The sequence below is a fragment of the Streptomyces sp. WAC03905 genome (assembly GCF_057371075.1).
In genome coordinates this window covers 264,880-289,179 of record NZ_JBXYDZ010000002.1, presented here as the reverse complement: position 1 = coordinate 289,179, position 24,300 = coordinate 264,880, and the positions used below count along the sequence as shown (strand labels likewise).

At 70.0% G+C, this 24,300-nt stretch carries 21 protein-coding genes and 1 pseudogene; 5 read left to right on the top strand and 17 right to left on the bottom strand.

Going from position 1 to position 24,300, the window contains the following annotated elements; genetic code table 11:
- Window positions 1–34: 34 nt before the first annotated feature.
- The gene (locus AC2RP6_RS02040) at window positions 35–1,117 is read left to right on the top strand and encodes an IS630 family transposase (RefSeq protein ID WP_486444344.1); all 1,083 of its coding nucleotides are present in this window, start codon (window positions 35–37) and stop codon (window positions 1,115–1,117) included.
- 21 nt (window positions 1,118–1,138) lie between these two features.
- Here the strand turns inward: AC2RP6_RS02040 and AC2RP6_RS02035 are convergent.
- From AC2RP6_RS02035 to AC2RP6_RS01985, 11 genes are all read right to left on the bottom strand, one after another.
- A protein-coding gene (locus tag AC2RP6_RS02035; protein WP_486444433.1) for an IS5 family transposase occupies window positions 1,139–2,013 on the bottom strand; the annotation gives its coding sequence in 2 pieces (ribosomal slippage) (window positions 1,139–1,620 and window positions 1,620–2,013; 876 coding nt in all).
- A gap of 12 nt (window positions 2,014–2,025) precedes the next feature.
- Window positions 2,026–4,233: a type IV secretory system conjugative DNA transfer family protein gene (locus AC2RP6_RS02030; protein WP_486444499.1), complete on the bottom strand. Its 2,208-nt coding sequence runs from the start codon at window positions 4,231–4,233 to the stop codon at window positions 2,026–2,028.
- The gene (locus tag AC2RP6_RS02025; protein ID WP_486444498.1) at window positions 4,230–4,691 is read right to left on the bottom strand and encodes a hypothetical protein; all 462 of its coding nucleotides are present in this window, start codon (window positions 4,689–4,691) and stop codon (window positions 4,230–4,232) included. Before AC2RP6_RS02025 ends, AC2RP6_RS02030 begins: the two co-directional genes overlap by 4 nt.
- Window positions 4,692–4,890: 199 nt before the next feature.
- Window positions 4,891–6,051 (bottom strand): C40 family peptidase, encoded by a 1,161-nt coding sequence (locus AC2RP6_RS02020; RefSeq protein WP_486444497.1) that lies wholly within the window; start codon window positions 6,049–6,051, stop codon window positions 4,891–4,893.
- A complete protein-coding gene (locus AC2RP6_RS02015) occupies window positions 6,048–8,408 on the bottom strand; it encodes a hypothetical protein (RefSeq protein WP_486444496.1) in 2,361 nt (786 codons plus the stop codon). Before AC2RP6_RS02015 ends, AC2RP6_RS02020 begins: the two co-directional genes overlap by 4 nt.
- Window positions 8,405–10,954 carry an ATP-binding protein gene (locus tag AC2RP6_RS02010; protein WP_486444495.1) on the bottom strand — a complete coding sequence of 850 codons (2,550 nt, stop codon included), beginning with the start codon at window positions 10,952–10,954 and terminating at the stop codon, window positions 8,405–8,407. Before AC2RP6_RS02010 ends, AC2RP6_RS02015 begins: the two co-directional genes overlap by 4 nt.
- 8 nt (window positions 10,955–10,962) lie before the next feature.
- Window positions 10,963–11,589, bottom strand: a complete 627-nt coding sequence (locus AC2RP6_RS02005) for a hypothetical protein (RefSeq protein ID WP_486444494.1) — start codon at window positions 11,587–11,589, stop codon at window positions 10,963–10,965.
- Window positions 11,586–11,870: a hypothetical protein gene (locus tag AC2RP6_RS02000; protein WP_365195546.1), complete on the bottom strand. Its 285-nt coding sequence runs from the start codon at window positions 11,868–11,870 to the stop codon at window positions 11,586–11,588. The genes AC2RP6_RS02005 and AC2RP6_RS02000 overlap by 4 nt, the downstream gene beginning before the upstream one ends.
- A gap of 14 nt (window positions 11,871–11,884) precedes the next feature.
- A complete protein-coding gene (locus AC2RP6_RS01995; RefSeq protein WP_486444493.1) occupies window positions 11,885–12,991 on the bottom strand; it encodes a conjugal transfer protein in 1,107 nt (368 codons plus the stop codon).
- Entirely contained in the window at window positions 12,988–13,254 is a 267-nt protein-coding gene (locus AC2RP6_RS01990) for a hypothetical protein (RefSeq protein WP_486444492.1), read from the bottom strand. Before AC2RP6_RS01990 ends, AC2RP6_RS01995 begins: the two co-directional genes overlap by 4 nt.
- Window positions 13,255–13,304: 50 nt before the next feature.
- On the bottom strand, window positions 13,305–14,198 hold the full coding sequence (locus tag AC2RP6_RS01985) for a hypothetical protein (RefSeq protein WP_486444491.1): 894 nt from the start codon (window positions 14,196–14,198) through the stop codon (window positions 13,305–13,307).
- Between the two features lie 686 nt (window positions 14,199–14,884).
- Between AC2RP6_RS01985 and AC2RP6_RS01980 the strand changes: the two genes are divergently transcribed.
- Entirely contained in the window at window positions 14,885–15,541 is a 657-nt protein-coding gene (locus tag AC2RP6_RS01980) for a hypothetical protein (RefSeq protein ID WP_486444490.1), read from the top strand.
- Window positions 15,542–16,314: 773 nt separating this feature from the next.
- Here the strand turns inward: AC2RP6_RS01980 and istB are convergent.
- From istB to AC2RP6_RS01965, 3 genes are all read right to left on the bottom strand, one after another.
- Window positions 16,315–17,124, bottom strand: coding sequence for an IS21-like element helper ATPase IstB (istB, locus tag AC2RP6_RS01975; protein ID WP_486444489.1), 810 nt, complete (start codon window positions 17,122–17,124; stop codon window positions 16,315–16,317).
- Window positions 17,121–18,479 carry an IS21 family transposase gene (gene istA, locus AC2RP6_RS01970; protein WP_486444488.1) on the bottom strand — a complete coding sequence of 453 codons (1,359 nt, stop codon included), beginning with the start codon at window positions 18,477–18,479 and terminating at the stop codon, window positions 17,121–17,123. The genes istB and istA overlap by 4 nt, the downstream gene beginning before the upstream one ends.
- Before the next feature lie 162 nt (window positions 18,480–18,641).
- A complete protein-coding gene (locus AC2RP6_RS01965) occupies window positions 18,642–19,193 on the bottom strand; it encodes a hypothetical protein (protein ID WP_486444487.1) in 552 nt (183 codons plus the stop codon).
- Window positions 19,194–19,389: 196 nt separating this feature from the next.
- Between AC2RP6_RS01965 and AC2RP6_RS01960 the strand changes: the two are divergent.
- The 3 genes and pseudogenes from AC2RP6_RS01960 to AC2RP6_RS01950 form a co-directional block, all read left to right on the top strand.
- Window positions 19,390–19,731, top strand: a pseudogene (locus AC2RP6_RS01960) (transposase); the annotation flags it as partial.
- A gap of 57 nt (window positions 19,732–19,788) precedes the next feature.
- Window positions 19,789–20,589 carry an IS5 family transposase gene (locus AC2RP6_RS01955; protein WP_486444486.1) on the top strand — a complete coding sequence of 267 codons (801 nt, stop codon included), beginning with the start codon at window positions 19,789–19,791 and terminating at the stop codon, window positions 20,587–20,589.
- A gap of 201 nt (window positions 20,590–20,790) precedes the next feature.
- Window positions 20,791–21,072: a helix-turn-helix domain-containing protein gene (locus AC2RP6_RS01950; RefSeq protein ID WP_486444485.1), complete on the top strand. Its 282-nt coding sequence runs from the start codon at window positions 20,791–20,793 to the stop codon at window positions 21,070–21,072.
- A gap of 77 nt (window positions 21,073–21,149) precedes the next feature.
- Here AC2RP6_RS01950 and AC2RP6_RS01945 read toward each other — a convergent pair whose 3' ends face one another.
- From AC2RP6_RS01945 to AC2RP6_RS01935, 3 genes are all read right to left on the bottom strand, one after another.
- Window positions 21,150–21,668, bottom strand: a complete 519-nt coding sequence (locus AC2RP6_RS01945) for a hypothetical protein (RefSeq protein WP_486444484.1) — start codon at window positions 21,666–21,668, stop codon at window positions 21,150–21,152.
- A gap of 44 nt (window positions 21,669–21,712) precedes the next feature.
- The gene (locus tag AC2RP6_RS01940) at window positions 21,713–22,969 is read right to left on the bottom strand and encodes an IS256 family transposase (protein WP_486444483.1); all 1,257 of its coding nucleotides are present in this window, start codon (window positions 22,967–22,969) and stop codon (window positions 21,713–21,715) included.
- Between the two features lie 189 nt (window positions 22,970–23,158).
- A complete protein-coding gene (locus AC2RP6_RS01935) occupies window positions 23,159–24,001 on the bottom strand; it encodes a hypothetical protein (protein WP_486444482.1) in 843 nt (280 codons plus the stop codon).
- Between the last annotated feature and the right edge of the window lie 299 nt (window positions 24,002–24,300).

Sequence of the window (24,300 nt, the reverse complement as noted above, 5' to 3'; positions counted from 1 at the left end):
GAATTCTGTTTAGATGTAGGCTTTCGGTATGGCGATGGGGCGGCCGAAGGCCGAGTTGGTACTGACCGATGAGGAGCGGGCCGCGCTCGAGGGCTGGGTGCGGCGCCGTTCGACGCCTCAGGCGTGGGCCTTGCGTTGCCGAATCATCCTGGCCTGCGCCGAAGGCGCGACGAACAAGGATGTTGCGGCCCGGGTGGGTTCCACGCCTCAGGCGGTAGGCCGCTGGCGGGCCCGTTTCGTGGAGTACCGGATCGCGGGCCTTGGAGACATGCCGCGTTCGGGCGGGCCCAGGACGGTGACGGACGAGCAGGTCGCCGCTCTCGTCACCAAGACGCTGGAGTCGACGCCGAAGGGTGCGACGCACTGGTCCACGCGGTCGATGGCCAGGGAGACCGGTCTGTCGCAGTCGACGGTGTCGCGCATCTGGCGGGCGTTCGGCCTGCAGCCGCACCTGTCCGAGACGTTCAAGCTGTCCACGGATCCGTACTTCGTCGACAAGGTCCACGATGTCGTCGGCCTGTACCTGGATCCGCCGGAGCGGGCCCTGGTGTTCTGCGTCGACGAGAAGTCGCAGATCCAGGCCCTGGACCGGTCACAGCCGGTGCTGCCCATGATGCCGGCGGTGCCCGAGCGGCGGACGGCCGACTACGTCCGGCACGGCACCACCACCCTCTTCGCCGCACTCGAAGTCGCCACCGGCAAGGTCATCGGATCCCTGCACCGCCGCCACCGAGCCGAGGAGTTCAAGAAGTTCCTGGTCAAGCTCGACAAGGAAGTCCCGGCTGGCCTGGAGGTCCATCTCGTGCTGGACAACTACGCCACCCACAAGACCCCGGACATCAAGAAGTGGCTGCTGGCACACCCCCGCTTCCACCTGCACTTCACACCCACCGGATCGTCCTGGCTGAACCTGGTGGAGCGGTGGTTCGCCGAGCTCACCAACAAGCAGATACGGAGAGGCGTCCACAAGTCCGTCCAGGCCCTCGAGAAGGACATCCGCGACTGGATCGCCACGTGGAACAGCGACCCGAAGCCTTACGTCTGGACCAAGACTGCGGACGAGATCCTTGAACGCCTCGCCAGCTATCTGAACAGAATTCCGGACTCAGAACACTAGGGCCTGTTGTGAAAGTGCTGGTCACAGCCATTCGTTGATGGCTGCGATCAGCACTGTCGCTTCGTAACGGACGGCGAGTTTGTCGTACCGGGTGGCGACGGCCCGGTGGCGCTTGAGCCGGTTGATCCCGCACTCGACCGCGTGCCGCTGCTTGTAGTCGTCCTTGTCGAACTTTGGCGGGCGCCCGCCGCGCGATCCGCGCTTGAGGCGATTGCGGACCCGGTCCGCCGGAACCGGGATGGTGGCTTTGATTCCGCGTCTGCGCAGGTAGGAGCGGTTGCTGCGGGAGTCGTAGGCCTTGTCGGCCCGGACCCGGTCTGGCCGCTTGCGCGGCCTGCCGAGCCCGAGCCGGGGCACCCGGATCGCCTCCAGGACCGGCTCGAACTGCGGGGAATCACCCCGCTGCCCAGCCGTGATCACCACCGACAGAGGCTTCTGCCCCTGCTCGACCGCGAGGTGGATCTTGCTGGTCAGTCCGCCACGGGAGCGTCCGAGACCGTGGTCGGCCGGCTCGACGAACACTCCGCCGGGCGGCTCCTTCTGGAGGTCCCCCTTTTTGCCGCCCCGGCGGCGTGCTGATGGGCCCGGCAGACGGTGGAGTCGACATTCACGTCCCAGGTGATCAGGCCCTTCGCATCAGCCTCGGCCTGGAGCCGCGTGAGGATCCGGGCCCACGTGCCGTCCCGCTGCCAGCGCCGGAACAGGTCATAGACCCGGTCCCACGGCCCATAGCGTTCGGGCACGTCCCGCCAGGGAGCGCCGGTTCGGGTCCGCCACCGTATGCCGTCTATCAGCTGCCGCCGTGTCCATACCTGCGGACGGCCCGGCTTGATGCCCGTCGGCAGCAACGGCTCAAGCCGGGCCCACTGGCCGTTCGTCAGATCTCCACGTCCCACGACAGGTGATCATCAACGAACAAGATCCACTTTCGCAACAGGCCCTAGTCGACGATGCTGGTGGGGTCGCCGGTGCTCGGGCCGCCGGGGCGCCGGCCGGTGTGGTGGGCGAGGACGAGGGCGTCGAGCTCTTCCAGGTCGGCGAGGATGTCGCCGAGGGGCCGGCGGTTGAGGTTCTTGTCGATCGCCTTGTCGAGGTCGGGGACGCCGGCCGGGTTGTCGTAGCGCGCGAAGACCTTGTCCACGGGCAGGCCACGGACCCGGAAGGGCGTGGTGCGGGCGCCGTTGAGGTTCACGGACATCACGTAGTGGTACTTCGGGAAGCTCGGTGATCGTCTCCGGGCTGATGTGGCCGTTCCACCTCTTGGCGACGAACGCGGCCTCGTCGTAGTCCGCGGCACAGGTCGACAGCCAGGACTGGTTCTGCAGCAGGGCCTGGCGGGTGATGGCAGAGAGCCGGAGGACCATCTGCGTCATGCCGATGAAGCGGACCTCGTACTTGCGCAGCTGCTCGGCGATGGCGGCGAGGAAGCCCTTGCTGCTGCTGTCGAGCGCGGTGAGCTCGTCACCCCAGGCCCAGAACGTCTTCCGCTGCTCGCGCGGGGTGTCCTGCCGGGAGAGGCCTGCGCGGTGCAGGTCGTGGATGAGCAGGCAGCTCACCAGGGCATCGCTCTCACTGCCTGACGGGCAGACGAACACCACCTTGCCGGTGTCCATCGCGTGGCGGACGTCGTACGCGGAGCGCGGGCTGCCGAAGAAGCCCTGAAGGGACTGGCTGGTGTCGAGTCGGTCGATGGCGTAGGTGACGGTCGGCACGGCGTCCGGGCCGAGCTTGGGGAAGGTGGTCTCCCAGTACGCGCGGACGCGGTCGGGGAGCTTTGGGAGGAGCTGCTGGCGCCAGTCCTCGTCGGTGAGCCAGGTGCGCAGCTGGAACAGAATGCACTGCGCCTCCGGCTGGCCGGCCTGGACGGCCTTCAGGTTGAGCAGGGCCAGTGCCTGGGAGGCACGGGCCAGGATCGTGCGGGCGCGCGGGGCGTTGTCGCCCCAGTCCTGGGCCGCGGCGATGCCCTCGGTGACGGAGCGGACGATGTCCTGAACGTCGGATTGGGTGCGCCCCTCCATCGACAGCGGGTTCCAGGAGACGACGGGCTGGTCCGGGTCGGCCTTGGCGAGGTTGATCTCCCAGAGCCGGTCGAGAATGTCCGGGTGGGCGAGGTAGGGCTTCGCGCGGGCCCAGCCCTCCCCGTGCGGGTCGAGGAACCAGCACCCGTAGCCCCAGTGCGCCATCGCGATGCACTGCACGAGGGCTTCCTCGGTCTTGCCGTGGCCGGCCTTGCCGAGCTGCAGGCCGAAGAGGAGGTCCTGCACGCGGGCGGCGGCGATCCGCTCGCGGCCGTCGGGGTAGACGACGGCGCCGAGCGGGATGAGGTCGCGCTGCCCGGTGTAAACGGGCAGGTCGGCCGGGGCCGGCGGGACCAGGCCGCCGGAGCGCACCACGCTGGAGGCGGTGCACTTCACCGTCGGCGGCTTGAGCCAGCCGGCCAGCTCGGGCACCGTCAGCCACTGCCGGCGGCGCGGGGCGAACTCCCCGCTCGCGAATCGGCGCTCGAACCGCCCGATCGACCAGCTGCGCGGCCGGTGGACCTTGAGGTAGTTCTCCCCCGAGGTCATCGACAGCGCGGCGATCAGCTGGTGCATCCGGGCCAGGGCCAGCTGCGGGTGCGCGGCCTCGGTCCGCAGAAGGATCTGCACCGCGAACACCGCCCCGGCGGAGGGTTCGAGCTTGCCCACGCCGTCACGCAGGTCGGTCTGCCTCGGGATCCGCTCGGAGCGGTTGGAGGCTCCGGCGCCGCCGGACCAGGCAGAGGTCATCGACCCCCAGAAGCCTCCTCCGCCGAGGCCGCCGGTGAGGCGCTCGCCGTACGCGGACGGGCCCCGGCGGGCGGCCCGGGCCATCAGGCGCCGGCGCCGGCGGGCCAGGCGCTGCTCGGAGACGGGGACCAGGTCGAAGACCGCCTCGGCCTTCTCCCCGTCCTCGGTGCGCACCGAGGCCATGGCCGCCGCCAGCTGCTGGAGCGGGTCGGGGCTCAGACCGAGGGAGGCGAGGGCCTTGTAGTCGGGCAGACCCAGGGCGAGTTCAGCGCGCTGCACGTACCGGCGCGCGCCCGCCGGGATGGTGACCGCCTGCGCGGGCTTGGCGAGGGAGATGACGGCGGTCACGGAGTTCCTCCCCGGCCAGTGAAGTGCACGGGGCGGATGTCGGCCTGGCCGTGCTGGGTGCGGACCTCGACCTCGGCGAAGCCGGGCATGTTCAGGACCGCGGCCGCGGCCGCCGGGCCCTCGATGTAGCAGCGCATCTTCCCGGCCTCCGCGGTGTACCGCAGGCGCACCGCTGAGCCGCGGGCTGGGACCCGGTCGGCCGCGTGGTGGACGCGGCCGAGCTGGCGGGCCCAGCGTCCGACTTCCCCTTCACTGGGGTCGAAGGTGGCGGTCGGGATGACCTCGACCTGGAGCCGGTCGGCGAGCGCCTCCCGGACGAGTGCCGCGCGTCGGATCGTCCACCACACCCACACTGCCGCCCCGAGCACGCCGAGGGCGACCAGGTACGGTGCGGCCGCGTTCAGGACGGCCTGAAGCTGGGCGAGGAGCTCGTCGACCGGCAGGTCCGGGAGGTTCATGTCGGCCGGCCGGGGTTCGGCCGGGACGGGGCGGTGTGGTGCACGGTTCCTCCAGGTGGTGCGAAGAAGCCCTTCACCTGGACCAAGTAAGAATTCGAGGCCGATCCAGACACCGCGCCCGAATGCTTTGCCATCCCTTGACCGTTGAGGGCTGTCAGCGTGTGCCCGCCTCGCAGATGCGCGGCGGGCACAGCTGGATTCAGCCGACGATGCGCCGGACGACAAGAATGGGGCCGCCGAGCTCTCCTTCCTTCGACACCATCACCGGCTTGCCGGTCCGGGGGGCGTGTACCGCGTAGCCGTATCCGGTGGACATGGCTACATGTTCGGGAGCGGATGCCGTTCCGCGGACGAAGATGAGATCGCCTGGAGCGATGGCGGTCGCGGGGACGCCTCGTCCGTCGTGTATCTGGGTGTAGGTGGTGCGGGTGATCTCCTTGCCGGCCACGCCGTACGCGCGCTGGGTCAGGGAGGAGCAGTCGCATCGTTCGGAGGCGTTGGGGCCGTGGGGGTTGGTGCAGCTGCCGCCCCACTGGTACATGGTGCCGAGCTGGCCGAGCGCCCACCGGATCGCGGTCTGCACCTGCTGCGGCGCGCTGGCCGGGATCTGGTAGCCCTCGGGCAGGGAGCCGGGCGGGATCTTCCCGAAGTCGACGTTGCCGCCGCCCTGTCCGGCGCACCGTCCCGGGCCGAAGCCGCCGAGGCCTGGCTGTCCCGGAATCGGACCGGCGGGGGCGGCGCCGAGGGTGGGGGCGATGGCCTGCTGGAGGGCGGTCGCGAGGGGCTCGTGCTTGGCGTACGCGTCGGGGAATCCGGAGCGCTGGACTTTCTGCGCGGCCACGGTGACGGGCATCTGCTCCCAGTCCTTTATCTTCACCAGCCCGTCGTAGAACTTCCCGGAGGAGTAGACGGGGTCCATGATCTGCTCGCGGGTTCCCCAGCCCTGTGAGGGCCGCTGCTGGAACAGGCCGAGGGAGTCGCGGTCGCCGTGGTCGAGGTTGATCAGAGTTGACTCCTGGAGGGCAGTGGCGAGGGCGACGACCTGGCCGCGGGCCGGCACCCGCTTGTGGATGCCGGTCGCGACGATGACCTTGGCGTTGGGGATCTGCTTCCTGGGCTCGGACAGGCCGGGCACGTTCACGTCGCCGCTTCCGGCGAGCAGCTCCTTGACCTTGCGGGCTATCTCGGCGGTATCCGGGTCGAGGCCGGGCTGGCCGACGGCGGGGCAGCTTGCCGCTGCGGCCTCGGCCTCGCTCTGGCCGAGGCCGGCCACGTGCGCGCCGACGGCGGCGAGCAGGACGAGCGCCAGGCCCACAACGGCCGCGAGGCCGGCCAGCCACCCCTTGAACTTCTTCTTCATGACCGGCGCTGCCGGCGGCGGCGCAGGTTCAACTCCCGCTCCTCGTCACGGCTCAGGGTCGCGTCGCTGGGCCGCCGCGGGGTCGCGGTCGGAACGCGGCGCGGGCCGGGCTGGCGGGGGGTACCGCGGTCCAGGCGCTGGCGGAGCTGCTGCTGGCGCGGCGAGCTCGCCGGCTGGGTCGGGACCTGGTGGCGCGGCTGGTGGCGCCTGGTGGTCTGCGCGTTGGGCTGGTTCGGCGTGGTGGGCGCCTGGCTGTTGCCGCTGGTCGGTTGGGGTGCCGGGCCTCCCGGAGTTTGATTGGGGACGGTGACCGCCTGGCTGCTGGTGGGGAGGTTGTGCGCGGGGCCTCCGGGGAGCTGGTTGGCCGGGGAACCGGGCGGGTTCTGCGGAGGGACGGGGGGTGTCTGGCTCGGGGTGCCGGCGTTGCCCGGCTGGGGCTGGGGCTGGGGCTGGGGCTGGACCGGGCGGCGGCGGCCGCCGTTGGCGCCGGACTGGATGCGGTTCATCAGCGCGACGGTGCTGACGCTGGAGCTGGTGGCGTAGCCGAGGGCGGCGATCGGGTTGCCCGAGGCCACGGCCACACCGACCATCGCGGTGCGGACCGCGCCGCGGGTGACCTTGCGCGCGATCGACTGGTTCTTCGCCACCGGGGTGGAGGACGGGGCGAGTGCGCTGCCGTTGGTCCCGCCGATGCGGCCGGAGGACATCTTGTCGCGCCACTTGGCAGCGGCCCGCTTGGACTTGACCGTGAGGGCCTTGCGCTTCTTGATCGCGCCGATGCACACGATGTCCACGGCGAGGAAGCGCAGGGTGAGTTCGTTGCCCCAGTCCTGCTGCACGGGGTCGAGGACGGCCTGGACGATGAGGATGAGGACGGCGAGGCCGATGATGGAGGCGAGGAGCTGGCCGAGGGAGTGCAGGACGGATGCCGCCCAGTCCCACAGGTAGCCGCGCCCGGCGCCCGGCAGCAGGCCGGCCACGAGGGCCGGCTCGGCTCGTACGGCATCCCAGGCGATGCGGCACTGCGCGACGAGGAAGCTGCCGGTCAGGCCGGCGATCAGAACCGTCACGATCAGGGCGGCGACGAGGAGGAAGATCGCGCCGCCGACCTTGTCCATCGAGGCCCGCTTGGCAGCCTGCACGTCGCCCTTGACGCAGTCCTTCTCGAACTGCTCCATGGGCGGGTTGCCGAAGTGGTCCAGGGCCCACTGCTTGGCCAGGGGCATGGTCCAGTCGGTGATCTGCGCGCCGGTGGGGTCGATCCAGGCCCGGTAGCTGTTGAGCTTCTTCAGCTTCTCCATCTGCTGGTTCATCGCGCGTTCGTAGGCGAGCTGCGTGATCTTGGTGTCGGAGTACTTCTTGGCGCAGTCGCCTTCGAAGACGCGGCCGTACTGCAGCAGCATCGCGGGCTTGACGACGAAGGCGTCGGTCAGCGCGTTGGTCAGGGGACGCGAGAGAGCCCGGCTGCTGGCGGAGTCCTCGTCGTCGGGCGCCTTCTCCTTCGGGCCGGGGTTGGCGTCGAGGATGATGTCGGCGACTTCGAGGGCCAGGCCGCGGGCGGCGGCGATGGCGCCGTCCTGCTCCCCCAGAAGGAGCTGCGGGGGTGAGGACAGCAGGGTGGCGGTGAGTGCGGCGAGCAGGATGGACAGGGCTGCGTCGCCTGCCCCCTTGGCCCGGTCGCCGAAGAAGATCCGGATGACGGCGACCAGAGCGCACACGGACAGGAAGAGACCAGGCAACCCCATCTGCATGATGACCTGGATGTGCAGGCTGTTGGCCACCGACAGGACCGGCGCCAGGAGCAGGTTGGCCAGGCCGAAGCCGAGCGCCCAGACCATGAGCCAGCAGCAGAACGCGATGACCCACTTGACGGCCATGAAGCACAGCTCGACGAGGATGTTCATGATGCCGAGGTCCCAGTCGGTCAAGCCGCCGGTGTCGCTCTTGACGGTGTAGGCCGAGATCGGCAGGTTCCGCTCGTCGGTCACGTTGAAGACCGCCAGGACACCGCCCTCGTCGGGCAGGAGCGCGCGCAGGCGCTCCTCCTCGGCTTTGAGGAAGGCCTCCTTCATGTTCTCGGTGAACCGCTTGTTGAGGTCGGCGATGATCTTCTCGATCTCGGCGAGCTCCTCCGGGGTGGGCGTACGTGTACCGGGGGTGGGCGGACCGAGCGGATTGGTCGCCGGCGGCGGGCTGGTGGGTGTCGGGGACGCGGCGGGGGTCGGCTCGGCCGCGGCCGGGAGCGAGGTGAGCATGGTGAACGCGGTGGCGGCGAGCGCCGCCACGAGCAGCGCGAAGCGCAGGCGGGCGATGCCGAGCAGGCGCAGCCGCCCCCACGGGGCGCGGTGGGTTCTCATGCGGCGGCCTGCTCGGTGGTCGGGGTGGTGTGGATGACGCGCTCGATCGCCCGGTCGCGGGGGATGAGGACGCGCATGAGGCCGATGCGGCCGGCGAGGTCGCGGTAGAGGCACTCCCCCGCGCGGGCCCGGCGCTGGTCCTCGGGCAGGCCGAGCGGCGAGAGCCCGCCGGTGACCAGGTCCAGCAGCTCGCTGTCGGTGGCGTCCACGCCGAGGAACTCCAGGGAGCGGGCGGCCAGGGTGCGGCTGGTCTGCCGGAAGACGAACCTGTGCGGGATGAGGCCGCGGACGATGACGCCCTTCTCGCTGTCGGACGGGCCGATGTCGTTGGCGTCGTGGCTGCCGACGTACGCGGCGGCGTTGCGCTTGCGGCCGTCGCGGAGCAGCTCCAGGAGGAGCTCCAGGCCCTCGTCGCTGGAGGTGAGCCACCAGCACTCGTCGAAGACGGTGACCGCGAACTCGTCCCGGGAGCGCATCGCGGTCTCGCGGGAGACGGCGGCGATCAGGTACATCAGGGCGCGGCCCAGGACCTTCTCGAACTCCAGGCGCTGGATGCGGTGCTCGGAGGCAAGTTCGGACTTCTTGGGCAGTTGGAGCGCGCTGACGAGGAAGACGACGCTGTCGGCGCGCTGGGTGTCGACGACGGGAAGCGTCTCGTCGAACACCACTCGGGCGAGGTCCTTGCGGGCGACCGAGGCGAGCTTGCGGGCCAGGCCGTGGGCCGCTGGGTCACCGGCGCCGCGTGTGGTGAGCTCGTCCATGAGGGCGCGCATGGACGGCTCGGGCCGGGCCAGGACGGCCTGGACGGCTTCGGAGAGAGCCACGCCTTCGAGGTCCATCGGGCGAACGCCGAGGAGCAGGGTGAGGAAGGACTCGGTGAAGCGGGCGGCGACCTCGGGGCTGTTCTCCTTGTAGAGGCGCAGGGGGTCGAGGGATACCTCGGCGGTGTGGTCGATGCGGATGAGCTGGGTGGTGCCGGGGCAGGCCTTGGCGAAGCGGGCCCATTCCTGGTCGGTGGTGCGGTCGACGATGACGGCGCGGCCGCGGCTGCCGGGCCGGCCGAGCTGGTGACCGCGGGCGAGGACGTTGTAGACGGCGCCCTTCATGCCCACCGACTTGCCGGCGCCGAGCTCGCCGAGCCAGGCCATGGAGGCGGACGCGTTCTCGCGGGGGCCGCGGGCGGGGTCGATCAGGACGGGGCGGGCGCCGCCGGAGGCGACCTGGAGGCCGTAGAGCCCGCCGCGTTCGTCGCCGAGCTGGGAGCCGCACCAGGGCATGGCCATCGCGAAGTCCCGCGCGAGGAGGATCTGCGCGTACCCGGCCATCACCCGCGGCGTACGGCAGCCGGGCAGCATCGCCTGCCAGAGGTTGGCCTGCTCCCCGGCGGGCCGGGAGAAGGTGTAGTCGGTGGACCCGAAGTCGCTCGCGAGGGCGGCGGCGCGGTCCATGGCGTCGTCGGGGCTGTTGCCCCACACGGCGAGGGTGACCATGGCGCGGATCTCGACCTCGCGCCGGTTCGCGGTCAGCCGCTCGTGGTACTCCTCGTTGTCCTGCTGGTTGCGGGCCACGGCCGCGGGAGGGCCGGCCGGGTCGCCCTCGTACTCGGCGGCCTGGGCCTTGAGGTGCCGGGCGCGCTTACGGACCTTCGGCTCGGCCTTCGAGCCGGGAACGATGACCAGCCGGGCGGTCCAGTCGACGGGGTAGGCCAAGTCGTCGAGCTGCTGCAGGTAGGCCGCACCGGGCAGGGCGAACGCCTCGGGCATCTCGGAGAGCGCCAGGAGCGCCTGGTAGGAGTCGCCCCACTCGGAGGAGACCTGGAGGAACCGCCGGCTGAACGGGTTGGCCGGCAGCGCGGGCCCGCTGTTGAAGTCGGCGCCGCCTTCAGCGACGAGGATCTCGCCCAGCGCCGCGACGTTGCGGCCGCGGCCGCGGACCGGGGTCTCCGTGCCGTCCGGGAGGAACGGCTCGGCGAGCCCGCGGCGGGCCGAGTGGCCGTAGATCCAGAGGATCTCCGCCTCGGACGCCGGCCGCATCGACACCCCGGTCGGCCACTGGGCCTGGATCCGCTGGGCCTGCTCCAGGCGCCGCCGCACCTCAGCGTCGCTGACGACGGCGGGCATCAGCCCGAGCTGCAGGGAGACTTCCGCCCGCGCCGCCCGGAACGCGGAGAGCACCGCGTCCTTCTGGTTCAGCGGAGGCAGCGGGAGAGCGAGCCAGTCAGTGCGCCCGGTCAGCTCCATGTCCTCCAACTGGTCCAGGACCGCATGGCCGAGCCGCTCGTAGCGCGGCGCGCGCTCCAGGTCGATGTCGTCGACCATGGCGCGCACCACGGCGGTCGGGTCGATCTGCGGGCACAGGGACATGAGCATCGGCTCGCCGGTCATCGCCTTGAACAGGCCCTCCAGCGCCTTGAGACGGCGCTTCTTCACAGCGGCGGGGGCGTATGAGTAGTTCGTCGCGGCGACGCGCCAGACGGCCCAGACCGTGCCGTGGGTGGTGAAGACCAGGTTGTTCTGGACGTGCCGGATCGGCAGGCGCATCGTCATCTCTCCAATCAGGTACGAGTGGTGGGGGCGCGGCGTGCCAGGAGGGCCTGCACCCCCGACGCCACCGGTGCAGCAGCAGCCACTGGCTCAGCGGTCGGTGCCGGGGGTGCGGCCGGTGCGGGCCGGGCCGGCGGCTTACGCCGGGGGGCCTGTTCAGGAGCGGGATCGCTGGCCGGAACGGCAGCGTCGGCAGGCGGTTCGTCTGCGGGCAGGTGGATGCGGGTGTCTCCGCGGGTGGGCCGGGGCGTCCGGTAGGTGCGGCCGCGGAGCTGGCCGCGCCGGGGCGCGGCCAGCATCAGGGCGATGCTCAGCAGGGCGGCCGCGGGGTTGCGGCCGTCGATGTGGAGGTGGCGCAGCACGAAGGCCACCACCGCGGGCAGGACCAGGAGGACCGCGACGTCGAGCCAGCCGTTGCCGCCCCAGACGGGGCGGGTCAGGATCAGGGCGGCGACGGTCGCGACGATCCCGCCCAGCTGGGTGAGGGTGTAGGGGCCGCCGGGCAGCCGGATCCCCCGGCCGCCGTTGACGTCCCGGATCACCCCGTGGACCAGCGGCGCGCGCCGCGCTTTGGTGTAGCAGCGGCCGATGAGCTCGAAGTCCAGCTCTCCCCCGCCGTTGGCGGTGGCCTCGTTCACTGGTCGGTCCGGGCGGCGTTCGGGCCGGACTGGTACTGGACGATGTCCTCGGTGGTCTTGTTCTTGAGGGCTCCCATGTTCGCGGACAGGCCCCAGACGATCGCCGCGAAGATGACGGCCATGATCGTCGGGCCGGGCGCCTTCGTCTTCCAGCCGACGACCACGACGAAGATCCCGCACAGGGCCGGGATAGCGACGTCGAAGATCAGGGCCTTGATGTCGGTACCGATGCCGGTGCCGGTCTGGATCCAGCCCGCGGCCAGCGTGACGGTCTCGTGCATGACGGGTGCTCCTTCTATGCGGTGGGAGTGGGTACCGGACCGGGGGCGCCGGAGGCGGCCGGGGCCGGAGTCGGTGAGGTGAGGGCCGGGGCGCCGTCGAGGCTGGCGATCTCCCATCGGCCGGCACGGGCCTTGAGGGTGACGGCGTAGGTGAGCGGGAGGCGCACCCCGTCCTGGCCGGTCGCCCGGAGGGTGACCAGGAGCCGCAGGGTGGTGCCGTCGCCGGGGACGGAGACGACCGGTTCGCCGCCGGTCTCGCCCTCGACCGCGAGCTGGTCCACCGCGACGCCCGAGTACGGAGCCGGAGACGGGGCCGTCAGGCGGGTCCCGGGGGCGAGGTAGCGGTCGAGCTCGGCACCGCCCTTCGTGAGGTACGCGGTCAGGAAACTGGTGACGGCCTGGGTGCGCGGGTCAGTGGGCAGGGCCGGGCGCATCGCGCCGTAGACCAGCTCCGGCGTCTTGGCCCGCTCGGGGGCAGCGACCTCGGCCGGCAGCGCGAGCGCGGTGTACGCGGTCGCTCCCCCGGCGCCGGGCGCGGTGGCCACGGGCACCTGGAAGTAGCGCACCGCATCGGCCGCCGGGCTCGGCGAGGCGCCCGGCTGCGTGGACGGTGTGGCCGTCGGCTGCGCGCCGGTGACGCGGGCCGCGACCGTGACGGACCAGACCGCGTTGTCGGTCTGGCGGAGCCGGACGACGGTCAGTTGCTCGCCCCGGTGCTGGCCGGAGACGCCGTCGAGCTGCATGCTGGCCGCCGGCGGGTGGTAGGCGGCGAGCTTGGGCTCGTCGCCGCGGCCGGCGGACAGGTAGGCGGCGACGAAGAGGGTCGCGAACCCGGATGCGCCCTGGCTGCCGGCTGCGGCCGGTGCGGACGGCGCGGTCTTCGGCGCCGGGGCTGCGGACGTCGCGGGGACCGAGAGGTAGGCGAGCGCGCCCAGGAGCGGCCCGAGTGCGATCAGGCCCCAGACGAGCCAGCGCATCAGGGCGGCCGAGTTGGCCTGCGCTCCGGTCGACCAGCCGGCGACCGAGCCGGCCGCCAGCTCGGTCTCGGTCTCCTGAGCAGTCGGCGGCTGAGGGTCGGCCGGGGCGGGCTGCTTCCGGCGGCTGGTGAGGACGGGGCTCATGCCGTGCCTCCGGCGGAGCGCAGGGTGTGGCCGGCCAGTTCCGCGATCCGGCGCCGGAGTTCCGTTTCGGGCCGCCGGCTCAGCGCGGCGAGCGAGGCGAGGACGGGCTCGGCGTCCTCGTCGAGGAAGGCGCGGAGCTTCTCGTGGGTGGTCGTGTCGAAGGGGTGGGCGACGAGGGCGGCGCCGAGGTGGATGAGCAGACGCTGGGCGCGGGTGACGCGCTCTTCGTCGGCGTCCAGCGACGTCGCGGCGGATGTGGTCAAGGCGCATCTCCAAAGGGGGGAGCGGACGGTGGCCGGGGCGGTGGTCCGGTTCATGCCGCGGCCTTGGGCTGGAGGGATGCTGTGAGGCGGGCCAGGGCCCGCGAGCGCCGGCGCTGCCAGGCGCCGACCGTGGTCCCGGCGCGGGCGGCGGCCTCGGCGTCCGGGAGTCCGGCCGTGCTGTGGTGCCAGGCCAGCGCCTGCGCGTCCGCGGTCGACAGGGCGCCGTCGGGCACCGCGTCCAGGAGGAGCTCCAGGAGCTCCAGCCGGGCCGGGGAGGTCGCGGCGTCGTCGGCCAGGCCCGCGTGGAGGCCGGCTTCGGCGGCGGCCGCGCGGACGGTGCGGGCGCGGGCGATCTCGTACGGGCCCGGAGCCGGGTCGGCGAGTTGCTCCGCGGACCCCAGGTCCTCCCCCGCCGGCTCCTGCTCGGCGGCGAGCTCGGCCAGGACCTGGCGCAAGGTGTCGAGGGTGAGGTTGGCGGCCGGCCGGCCGGGCCGGTGGTGAATGCGGCCGGCGCGGGCGACCTCGTAGAGGGCGGCCACGGTCACGTGACCGACGGCGTCCCGGGTGCGGCCGCCGGTCGTACGGACCTGTCCGCGGGTGATGCGGAGGACGGCAGGCAGCATCGCCTGGACGAGGACGCGGCCGGCGAGCACGGCCGATCGGTCACGGCCAGCGGCCCGCTCCAGGAGGACGCGCAGGACGGCATCGGTCAGCGCATCGGTCACGCCGGCGGCCGCCGGGCGCAGCGCGGCGAGGAGCTGCTCCGGGGTCAGGGAGCCGGCCCAGGAATCGGTCACGGCCGCGAGCTCGTCGGTCAGCTGGCCATCGGTCACCCAGTCGGTCACGGCCTGGCGCAGTGCGGGATCCGCGCACAGCGCGGCCCAGTCGGCGTCCAGCCGGTCGAAGTACCCGCCGCCGGCGGCGGGGTGCGAAGCGTCGTGCACGGCACGTCTCCTTTCGGATCTCGTGCCGTACACACTCCTCAGACCGGCTTGCCCGAAGGCTTGCCCGCAGCCCTAAAAGCGCAGATGGGAGGCTTTCCCTCTAGCTGGGCAAGCCTGCCCGGGGGTTGGGCAAGCCTTGTCGTGACCGGTCCATACAACTCTGGGCAAGCCCCCATGGGGGTGGGCAAGCCCCAGGCTTGTGCCGCCAAGGCTTGCCCAGGAAGCGGGTGCGCGGGCGGGGCAGCGGGTGACCGATGCCCGCGGATCGGTCATGACCGGTGACCGATGGCGCCCAGATCGGTCACCGGTCACAGGGCCCGGGATCGGTCACGGGCGGCTTCGGCGATCGGTCACAGCGTCGGTCACAAACCGGTTCGGTGACTGGTCACGGCATCGGTCACGCGGCCGATCGGTCACGGCGGGAGGGCTGCCCGGGCCGGTCGGCGACGGCCGCTGACCGGTCACCGGGCCCCAACCGGAAGTCGGTCAGCTCCTGCCGACCGAGCGGAGGTGCGCCCGGCCCAGCTGGCGACGCTGCCCTCCAGGTACGCCTGGGCGTCGAGCACGCGGCGCTGATGAGGATCTTTGAAAACGGCCGGTGCTGCTTTTCGCCTCACTTCCTTGCTGATTGAACCGTGTGCGGATCAGTGCCGATGCCCGTGCGGGGGTGGACGAGAATGCTGGGCATGGCAGCTATTTCTCCTGCGTCACGACTGGTCGCCGCGGCAGCTCAGGAACGACTTCGTCCCCTCGGCCTCCGCCAGCGGGGCCGGTCGCGGCTCTGGCTCGATGATCACGGGTGGTGGCTTGGCGTCGTCGAGTTCCCGTCGCCGCAGTGGAGCCAGGGCAGCGGGCTGACAGTCGGGGTGATGTGGCTGTGGCAGGACGTCGGACATGTGACGTTCGATTTCGTCGAGCGAGCCCAAGGGTCGGAACCATTCCGCAATGAGGTGCAGTTCGCTTCCGTGGCCGCAGAGCTCGCCGGCACTGCTGAAGAGCAGGTGGCCGGGATCCGGAACCGGTTCGCCGACCTCAATGCAGTGGCTCGCTGCCTGCTCTCCCGGCCGGCTCGACCTGGCTTTTTGTGGGACAGCTTCAATGCCGGCGTGGCCGCTGGGCTTGTCGGCGATGCGACGGCCGCCCGCGAGAGGTTGGCCGCGGTCTTGGCCGAGGATCCCTTCTCTGACTGGGTTCGGGAGGCTCAGCAGACGGCCCGGGATCTGTTCGACGTGGCCGATGACGTGGCTGCGGTGCGGGAGTGGGCCAGGACGGCGGTGCTGTCGTGCAGGTCGAAGTTGGCCTTGGGGGACGTGCTGGAGTCAGCGGACGACTTCTTCGCATAGGCCGGCTCTCGGTTCGGCCAGCGGCGCTCTTCTCCTCACATCGTTCACTGCTGAAGCATCTGGGGAGGTGGGGAGCGACGAGCATGTGTGAGGACCCGGCGGCCTGAGGCCGCCGGGTCCTGATGATCAGGGACGGTCAGGCGGAAGTGTGCGACTTCCGGCGCAACGGGGTGATGTCCGGGACCCGGTTACTGATCGAGGGGCGGGCAGCTTCGGGGGTGGCCAGCAGTGCGACGATGGTGATCGGCTGGTCGCAGTGAGGGCAGTTGCGGGTCGCGGTCGGTGCCAGTGGATCTTGGGTGTCTGGCTGCTGGCGTGGTGCCGGCCTTGCTGGCCGCTCGGTCGCCGATCGGGGTTGGGGTGGTTTCTCACCCAGGCGGAGGGCCCGTTCTGAGTCCCTGTCCTGCTCTCGCCGTTGTTCCGCGTTGGCTCGGCAGGCCGCTGAGCAGTAGACCTGGCGGACGGTCTTGGGCGAGTTGAAGAGGTTGTCGCAGGCCGGACATGTGCGTTGTTCCAGAGCGTTCTTGCTGGTGCGGGCCGAGATGCGGCACTCGTGCGAGCAGAACATACGTTTCGGGCTCACGTCCGTGGTGAACTGGTTCTCGCAGACGGGGCAGGTCCGCTCGACGGGGGTGTGCCGGCGGTTTGCCTCCCGGCAGCGGGGTGAACAGAAGATCTGGCGGCTGTGGCGGTCGTTGACTGTGAAGGTGGTCTCGCAGAACGGGCAGCGTCGGGCCATGTCCGGAGATTCCTCGGAGGTCTCGGGAGCGTTCTCAGGAGACACGGGCGTTCACCCCGGCTCGGAGAGTCTCGGCCTGGTTCTGGTGCCCGCGCAGGCGGTAGGAGGGTCCGTCGATGCCGGCGACCGCGGCCCGGTGCAGGAGCCGGTCGAGCATTGCGGCCGCGACGGTGGCGTCCCCGAAGGCGCCTGCCCAGTCCGCAATACCGACGTTGGTAGTCAAGATCGTGGATGACTTCAGATACCGCTGATTGATCACCTGGAACAGGGCGGAGGCCCCATCCTCGGGCAGCGGGAGATACCCCAGCTCGTCGATGATCAGGAGCTTGGGGCCGGCGAAGAAGTTCATGCACGTTTTCCAGCGGCCTTCGAGGGCGGCCTTGTGGCACTTGGCCGCAAATTCGGCCGCGGTGGTGAAGTAGACGCGGTTGCCCGCTTCGACAGCGGCGCGTCCGAGTGCGACAGAGAGCATGGTCTTGCCGACGCCGGGAGGCCCAACGAACAGGACGTTGGAAGCGTCGTCGAGGAAGCGGAGGGTGGCGAGGTCGCGGATGAGCTTCTCGTCGACTCCGGGCTGGGCGGCGAAGTCGAAGTCGTTGAGGGTCCAGGGCTCAGGGAGGCAGGCGAAGCGGAGCCGGGCGGCCAGGCGGCGGGCTTCGGTGGCCTCGACCTCGATCTCCAGCAGCCGTTCCAGCGCGGCGGTCAGCGACATCCGTTCGGTGCGGGCCTGGTCCAGCACGCGGTTGAGGGCCTCGGCCGCGTCGTTGAGTTTGAGGTAGGACAGATGGCCCCGCAGCTGCTGGAAGCGGCGTGCTTCGCTCATCTGCATCGGCGTCGTACTCATTCCGTGTTCTCCTCCTTCGGTGAGGGAACGGTCCGCAGCCGGTCGGCCACGGCGGCATAGTGGGAGAGGTCGATCACGACCCTCTCGGCCGGATCGGCGGCGGCCTGCTGCCCGCGCAGCCGCTCGGCCTCGGCCAGCGCGGCAGCCGAAGGTGGCCGCCGGACCTTGGTCTTGCAGGGAGTCCGGTCCGAGAACGCGGCCAGGACTTCGCGCTCCAGAGCGATGACATGTCCGGCCTCCCGGACCGTCTGCCCCGCTCCGCGGACTGCCCTGCGGTGGCGGGCGATCACAGCCCGGCCAGCGGTCGCGATGCTGACGGAGTCGTCTCCCAGCCGGACTCGGACTCGAACGGTCGCGCCCGCGAGTCCCGGTGGGACCGAGTAGAGGTTGCCGTCGAAGGACACCAAGCACTGCGGACTGACCGTCCGTTCGACCTCCAGCTCGGCGGGGAACGGCCGGGTGGGGATGCTGAGGAGTGGTTCGCAGGCGGCGAGTTCGGCGACGGTGACCTTGATGCCGTCGACGACACGGCGGCGGTCGTCCATTCGGACGGACAGCTTGTCGATTCCAGACTGGGCCTGCTCGATGGTCAGGGCGTCCGGGACCGTGCGCCACCAGCGTTGTGCGGCTGAGTGGTTGGCCTTCTCCACGACGCCTTTGCGGTTGCCCCGGCGTGGCGGGCAGATGTCGACGCTGACTCCGTAGTGCTTGGCGACGCCGGCGAACGCGGCCGTAACCTGCCCGCTCGTCGGATAACAGACGGTGGCCATCCGGTCGAACCGCCAGCGGCGTGCTGTCCCGCCCAGCTTCCTCACCACCTGATCGAGTGCCTGGACCAGGTGCGGGAAGTCCTCGGACTCGGCCAGGACGGCCCGCCAGCGGCCCGAGTGCGCAAGGGCACCGACGAACAGGTGGGCATGCTCGCCGACTCCCCAGGCGTGCGGTGCATCCGGCAGCTCCAGCCAGTCGAACTGGATTTCCTCGCCAGGCGGATGCGCGATCACCGCGACGTTGCGGCCGGTCGCGGCATGACACGGCTCGCAGTGAGGCCGCACCTGATAGCGGCGAAGTGCGCGGGTGAACGTCGAGTAGCCGCCTTCGTAACCGAGACCGGCGACCTCGTCGAAGAGTGTGGAAGCCCACAGATGCGGATCATCGGCAAGCCGCTGCCTGCAGTAGTCCAAGTACGGCACGAATGCGTCCGGGCTCTGGCGGCGCTCTCCCGGGACGTTTTCGCCGTTCAGATAGGCACGGATCGTCTTCCGATCACGACCCAGATGGCGGGCGATCGCTGAGATCGTCCAGCCCTGACGACGCAGAGCATGAGCATCCACGTCTTCCTCCCGCGTGAGCATCCAGGCCCCCGAACAGGCCGCACTTCATGCGCACGCAAGCTCTCCGGTCGAACACCCACCCACTCCGACACACCGAGAAAGATCACACGATGGATGGGGAGATCCACTGAGCATGTTTGATCCCACCCACGAGCAGCGGGTGGCCGATTTCAACGAGCGTCATCAGCCCTGGCCCGTCTTGGGTGAGACCTCCAGGCGCCGGGCAACCTCGGCCCCCGACAGCCGCTTCCCGGTCTCCTCGGCCTCCATCAGCCAGGTGGCCACCACCTCGATCTCGCGCTGAATCGGGTCCACCACATCCGGCTGCTCCACGGTCTGCTGCTTCGGCACCCGCGCGGTCGCCTCCCCGGATGTGGTCACCTCGGCCTCGGCCACCCAGTCCTGTCCGTCTGCGCCTGCCGGCGCCGCGAGGACGGGCTGCTCGAAGGAACCGCCGACGGGTACGGTCGGGCCGGCATCGGTCACGGAGGCCGTCGGCGTGGGTGCCGTGCTGACGGGCAGTCGTGCTGGCTCGACCGGCGTGACCGACGAGCTGCGGGGGCCGTTCTGCTCGCCGAAGAAGGGGTGCGGCTCCCCCGCGCCGGGCAACTGCTCCGCGGAAACGGGTGTCGGCGCCGGGGCAGCCGACGCGTCGGTCACTGCCTCCTCGACCGTCGGCCCGGAGGCCGCGTGCGCGGCGGCTTCGAGCTGCGCGGTGTGGAGTTCGGCGAGCACCTGCTCCAGCAGGGCGTCGGGGAAGGAGGCCGCCGGTGTCCTGGTCGGTCAGGCCGTAGGCACGCGCGAGGTACGCCGCGAACTGCTCTGCGGACGGGATCGCGGCGTACTGCGCGGCCCGGGCCAGATCGACGGGGACGGACTGCGGCATCCCGTCCCGGGCGTCGGGAGTTGCGGCCGCAGGTTCGGTCGGCGAGTGCCCGCCGACCTGCAGGTCCACCTGATCCCCGACAACTACGCCACACACAAGACACCGGAGATCAAGAGGTGGCTGCTGGCGCATCCGCGGTTCCACCTGCACTTCACACCCACCAGTTCGCCGTGGCTGAACCTGGTGGAACGGTGGTTCGCCGAGCTCACGCAGAAGAAACTCAAGCACGGCGCCCACCGCTCGGTCCAGGCCCTCGAACGGGACATCCGGGCCTGGCTCACCGACTGGAACGACCACCCACGACCCTTCGTCTGGACGAAGACCGCCGACGAGATCCTCGACAAGGTCGCCGCCTACTGCAACCGAATCTCCGACTCAGGTCACTAGGCCGTTTCTCTCGGATCATCTGATCGTTGGTTGATGTGTGTCGTTGACTGACGCGCAGTGGGCGCGGATCGAGTTGTTGCTGGGCGGTGGCGTGATCACCGGCAGGTGATCGATGCGATCGCGTTCAAGTACCGCACCGGCACGCCGTGGATGGATTTGCCCGAGCGGTTCGGCTCGTGGAAAGGCGCCTACAGCAGGCTGCGGAGGTGGGCGATCGACGGTACGTGGGACCGCGTCTTCGCCGCGCTGCTCGCCCAGGCCGACGCCGACGGCGACCTGGACTGGGTCGTTGCCGTCGATTCCACGATCGTCCGTGCCCATCAGCACGCCGCCGGGGCCCGTCAAAAGGGGGCCCCGGCCGGCGAGCCGCACGACCATGCCCTCGGACGGTCCCGCGGCGGACTGACCACAAAAATCCACCTCGCCGCCGACGGCCTCTGCCGCCCGCTGGCCTTCGTCGTCACACCCGGCCAGGCCGGCGACGCACCAGCGTTCACACAGGTCATGACCGCCATCCGAGTGGCCAGACCCACAGGCAGACCCACAACCCGGCCCACGGTCGTGCTGGCTGACAAGGCCTATTCGTCCCGCGCGATCCGCGAGCACCTGCGCAAGCGCAAGATCCGGGCGGTGATCCCGCAGCCCGCCGACCAGATCGCCAACCGCAAACGCCTTGGTAGCAAGGGCGGCAGGCCTCCGGCGTTCGACAAGACCGCCTACAAGCAGCGGAACACCGTCGAGCGGTGCATCAACAAGCTCAAGCAGTGGCGGGGCCTGGCCACCCGCTACGACAAGACCGCAACGGTCTACCGGGCGGCCCTGCACCTCGCGGCCATCCACATCTGGACCGCGAGGTGATCGCCAAGAAACGGCCTAGTGACTTGAGTCAGAGATTCATTGTTGGTCTGGCATGGGTCGTCCGGGTCCGAAGATTCCGCCGTTGTCGGTCACTGATGTCCAGCGGGCGGTGCTGGAAGGCTGGTTACGTCGCCGCACGACGGCCCAGGCTTGGCCCAGCGGTCGCGGATCGTGCTGGAGTGCGCTGAAGGCCACTCGATCATGGAGGTGTCACGCCGGCTGCGGATCGCGCCGGACACGGTCCGCGCCTGGCGGCGCCGTTTCATCGAGCGGGGCCTGGACGGCTTGTGCGACGACCCGCGGCCTGGTGTCCCTCGGAAGATCACCGATGCCGACGTCGAGCGGGTCATCGTCAAGACGTTCGAGGAGACACCGAGTGGAGCGGGCCCTGGACGTCGCGGAGCAGCCGGCACCCGGCTGTGCTCCCTGTGCGGTGCAGCGCAGGAGCTGGACCCCGGCTTCGATCACATCGACGGCGGCTGATCTCGCAGGGAGTAATCGTCAAGACCTGTGGATCGGCAGTTGCCCGGGCCAGGACCCAACACCCCTGATTGAGGCGATTACGGATGATTCCCGTAATCGTGTTTGTCGACGCAGCCGTCGGGCCAGTTGAACTGCCATCGTCCGACAGGTCGCCCCTTGGCAAGCGTGCCCTCGATCACCCCGCCGTCTCGGAGGTGCTCTTGCCAGCTGCCTTCCCAGGGCCGGACCACATAGTGGGTGCCGCCCTCACGCCCGATCAACATGGCCAGGCCGATTTGCGGCATAGGCCAGAAGGCCGCTTCGCCTTCGTCCTCGATACCCAGCGGAAATTCCTGTTCGAGGTCGAGCAGCACGTTCATCAGACCGTTCTCCCCATGGGGATAGCCCTCAGGACAGCACACGGCCGCACCGGTCAGGCGACGCGTAAGGAGGGCATCGAGCAGCTCGGTCATCCACTCGGGAGCCGGTCCGTCAGGAAAGTGGTCGCGGACATGGACATCCACCCTGGCACGCAGCGTGTCATCGAGGGCGTCGGCAAGCTCTAAGCGGTGCAGCAATGCGGCAAGACGCCCTGTGAGGTCTGATAAATCGTCCACAGGCCCTAGTCTGTCAGGCTGTGCCGTGCCGTACGTGGGTTCGTTCAAGCGGCCACCGCCTCGGGACGCTCGACGAGGTGGCCGCGTTCGAAGCGGGCTTTGGCCCGGACGAGGGCGACGAGGTGGGGTGCGGTGACCGCCCGCCAGCGGGCCTGGGCGGACTCCACGAGCTTGAAGACCATCGCGAGGGCGGCGGTGGGGCTGCCGGCGCCGCGGGTGACCTTGGTCCGGAGCTTTACGGTGGAGAAGGTGGACTCGATGGGGTTCGTGGTCCGCAGGTGGATCCAGTGCTCGGCCGAGAAGTCGTAGAACGCCAGCAGCTCGTCGACCTCACCGGTGATCTTCGCCGTGGCCTTGGGCCACTTCGCCCCGTACGCCCTCTCGAAGACGGTGAATGCCTTCTCGGCGTGGTCGCGGTCTTCGGCGTTGTAGATCTCCTGGAGTGCCTTCTTCGCGCCGGGCTGCGCGGACTTCGGCAGCGCGTTCATCACGTTGCGGGTCTTGTGAACCCAGCACCTTTGATGGCGGGCGGCGGGGAACACCTCCGCCAGGGCCCGCCACAGACCCATCGCTCCGTCGCCGACGACGAGCACCGGGTCACGCATGCCGCGCCGGCGGCAGTCGCGCAGCACATCGGCCCAGGACTCGGTGGACTCCCGTAAGCCCTCGGCGATCGCAATCAGCTCCTTGGTGCCGTCCACGCGGACACCCATGAGGACCAGCAGGCAGGAGTGTGTCTGGCACAGGCGGATCCTGGGGTGGATGCCGTCGGCCCACACGTAGACGTAGTCGGATCCGGCCAGGTCACGGCGCTGGAAGGCGGCGTGCTCAGCGGTCCATTGCTTCGTCAGCCGGGTCACCGTCGCCGGCGACAGACCGGCCGTGCCACCCAGGAACTGCTCGAGGGCGGGCACGAAGTCGCCCGATGACAGGCCGTGGAGGTAGAGCAGCGGCAGAACCTCGCTGACCTTCGGGGACTTCCGGCACCACGGCGCCAGGATCTTCGAGGAGAACCGCTCCCGCTTCCCGGTCTCGGCGTCGACTCGCTTGTCGTTCACGCGCGGCGCGGCGACCTCGACCGGTCCCGCGGCCGTGGTCACCGACCGGGGCCGGTGACGGCCGTTGCGGACCACCAGCCTCCGGCCCCGCCCGTCGCGCTGGCCGGCGAGCTCGGCTATGTACTGCTCAACCTCGGCCTCCAGGGCCGCGGCGAGCATCCGCCGGGCACCCTCCCGGACGATCTCGTCGATCAGAGAGGTACCGCTCTCGGTGGTGCCGTCTTCGTTGACTACGCTGAGCACGGGCGTGCCTTCCCGACCCGCGCTCGAACGCGGGCCTACTCGGTGACCATCAGTCGATCACCTGGGAAGGTACGCCCTCCGCATCTCACGAGGCACCCCGTCCCGGGCCGATCCACAAGTTCCGAGCACTGCTCTCTCGCAGGTGATGGCGCCTGGGTGGGCGCTGTCGATGAGGCAGGGCCGTCCCCCTCAGATCACCTCAGGCATTCGTTCCTTGACACCCGTGCTTCCCTTCTTCTGGATAGGCAGTTCCGCTTCGTCGACGTCGTGGAACGTGAACTTGAGGCATGAGATACCAGCGCCTCGTGCATGCGCGTTCCATGCCTTGACCATTACGCCGTACATGGCCACTCGGTCTTTGAAGGCCCGCATGCCGGACCTGTGCTCCATGCCACGGCGGCGGAGTGACAGTAGGGGCGAGGTGCTCGTCAACTCTGCGCCGGTCTTCATGCCCTCCACGAACGCGCCAAGCTTCTCCGGGTAGCTTCCTCGTGCTGCTTGGGCCAGTACTGCGACCAGGGGCGCCGGGGGAAGCCGGCACGCACGGAAGATTCGGTCTGCCGCTTGGGCGTAGTCCTCTACCTCGGGCCAGTCAGACAGCATGTCGAGGCACGGCTTCACGTCCATCGCGAACTGGAAGCCCTCGGGGACCTGCCCATCGTTGTCTCGGCACGCTTCGGCGAAGCGGATCATGCCCAGGGCCCCGTGAATGCTGTTTGAGTGCTTTACCCGGAGGAACTGCGTGGGGCGCCTTGCCAGACCGGTGTCTACGACGCCGAATGTCTCAGGGTCCGCGCCGATAATCACCCACATCTGGACAGAAACTCCGGACTGGACAACGGCGGCCAGCCTATGCTGCCCGTCGATCAGTCGGCCAAGAGCGTCGAAAGCGATGGGCTGGTGAGTGAGCAAGTACTCACCAGCCAGCATGCTCGCGGCCAAGCTAGTTACCGCCCGCTGAGACATCCGGCGATTCTCTGGACGGTTGAACTGCAGCCAGGATGCGGCGATCTGGGGCGATACGAGGTACACGCCGCTTGCTTGCGGGACGAGAGGCGAGGGCAGGGGGAGCTGACCGGACAACTGCCCCTGGGCGAGAAGTGCGCTACTCATAGCGATGAAGACTAGAGGGTTTAATTACTCTGCGTCAACTTTTTGCCGGTCATCCTCTACAGATAGTGAGAATTGCGGACCTGTGGTCCAGGATCCGCCGGTGGCGGGCACCCGGGTGTGACTCAACGTTCTACCTGGCGCGTTGGCGAGTGCTTGACACCTGTGCCGAACGGGTCGCCGGGTGAGCCACGGCGCGGACGCGGTGCCGGTACGGTGCC

Coding starts and splice junctions, on each gene's coding strand:
- AC2RP6_RS02010 (WP_486444495.1), bottom strand. CDS start 10,954: ATGACGATGCGCCTGCCGATCCGGCACGTCCAGAACAACCTGGTCTTC.
- AC2RP6_RS02000 (WP_365195546.1), bottom strand. CDS start 11,870: ATGCACGAGACCGTCACGCTGGCCGCGGGCTGGATCCAGACCGGCACC.
- AC2RP6_RS02040 (WP_486444344.1), top strand. CDS start 35: ATGGGGCGGCCGAAGGCCGAGTTGGTACTGACCGATGAGGAGCGGGCC.
- istB (WP_486444489.1), bottom strand. CDS start 17,124: ATGAGTACGACGCCGATGCAGATGAGCGAAGCACGCCGCTTCCAGCAG.
- AC2RP6_RS02025 (WP_486444498.1), bottom strand. CDS start 4,691: ATGAACCTCCCGGACCTGCCGGTCGACGAGCTCCTCGCCCAGCTTCAG.
- istA (WP_486444488.1), bottom strand. CDS start 18,479: ATGCTCACGCGGGAGGAAGACGTGGATGCTCATGCTCTGCGTCGTCAG.
- AC2RP6_RS02020 (WP_486444497.1), bottom strand. CDS start 6,051: ATGAAGAAGAAGTTCAAGGGGTGGCTGGCCGGCCTCGCGGCCGTTGTG.
- AC2RP6_RS01995 (WP_486444493.1), bottom strand. CDS start 12,991: ATGAGCCCCGTCCTCACCAGCCGCCGGAAGCAGCCCGCCCCGGCCGAC.
- AC2RP6_RS02015 (WP_486444496.1), bottom strand. CDS start 8,408: ATGAGAACCCACCGCGCCCCGTGGGGGCGGCTGCGCCTGCTCGGCATC.
- AC2RP6_RS01950 (WP_486444485.1), top strand. CDS start 20,791: ATGGAGGTGTCACGCCGGCTGCGGATCGCGCCGGACACGGTCCGCGCC.
- AC2RP6_RS01980 (WP_486444490.1), top strand. CDS start 14,885: ATGGCAGCTATTTCTCCTGCGTCACGACTGGTCGCCGCGGCAGCTCAG.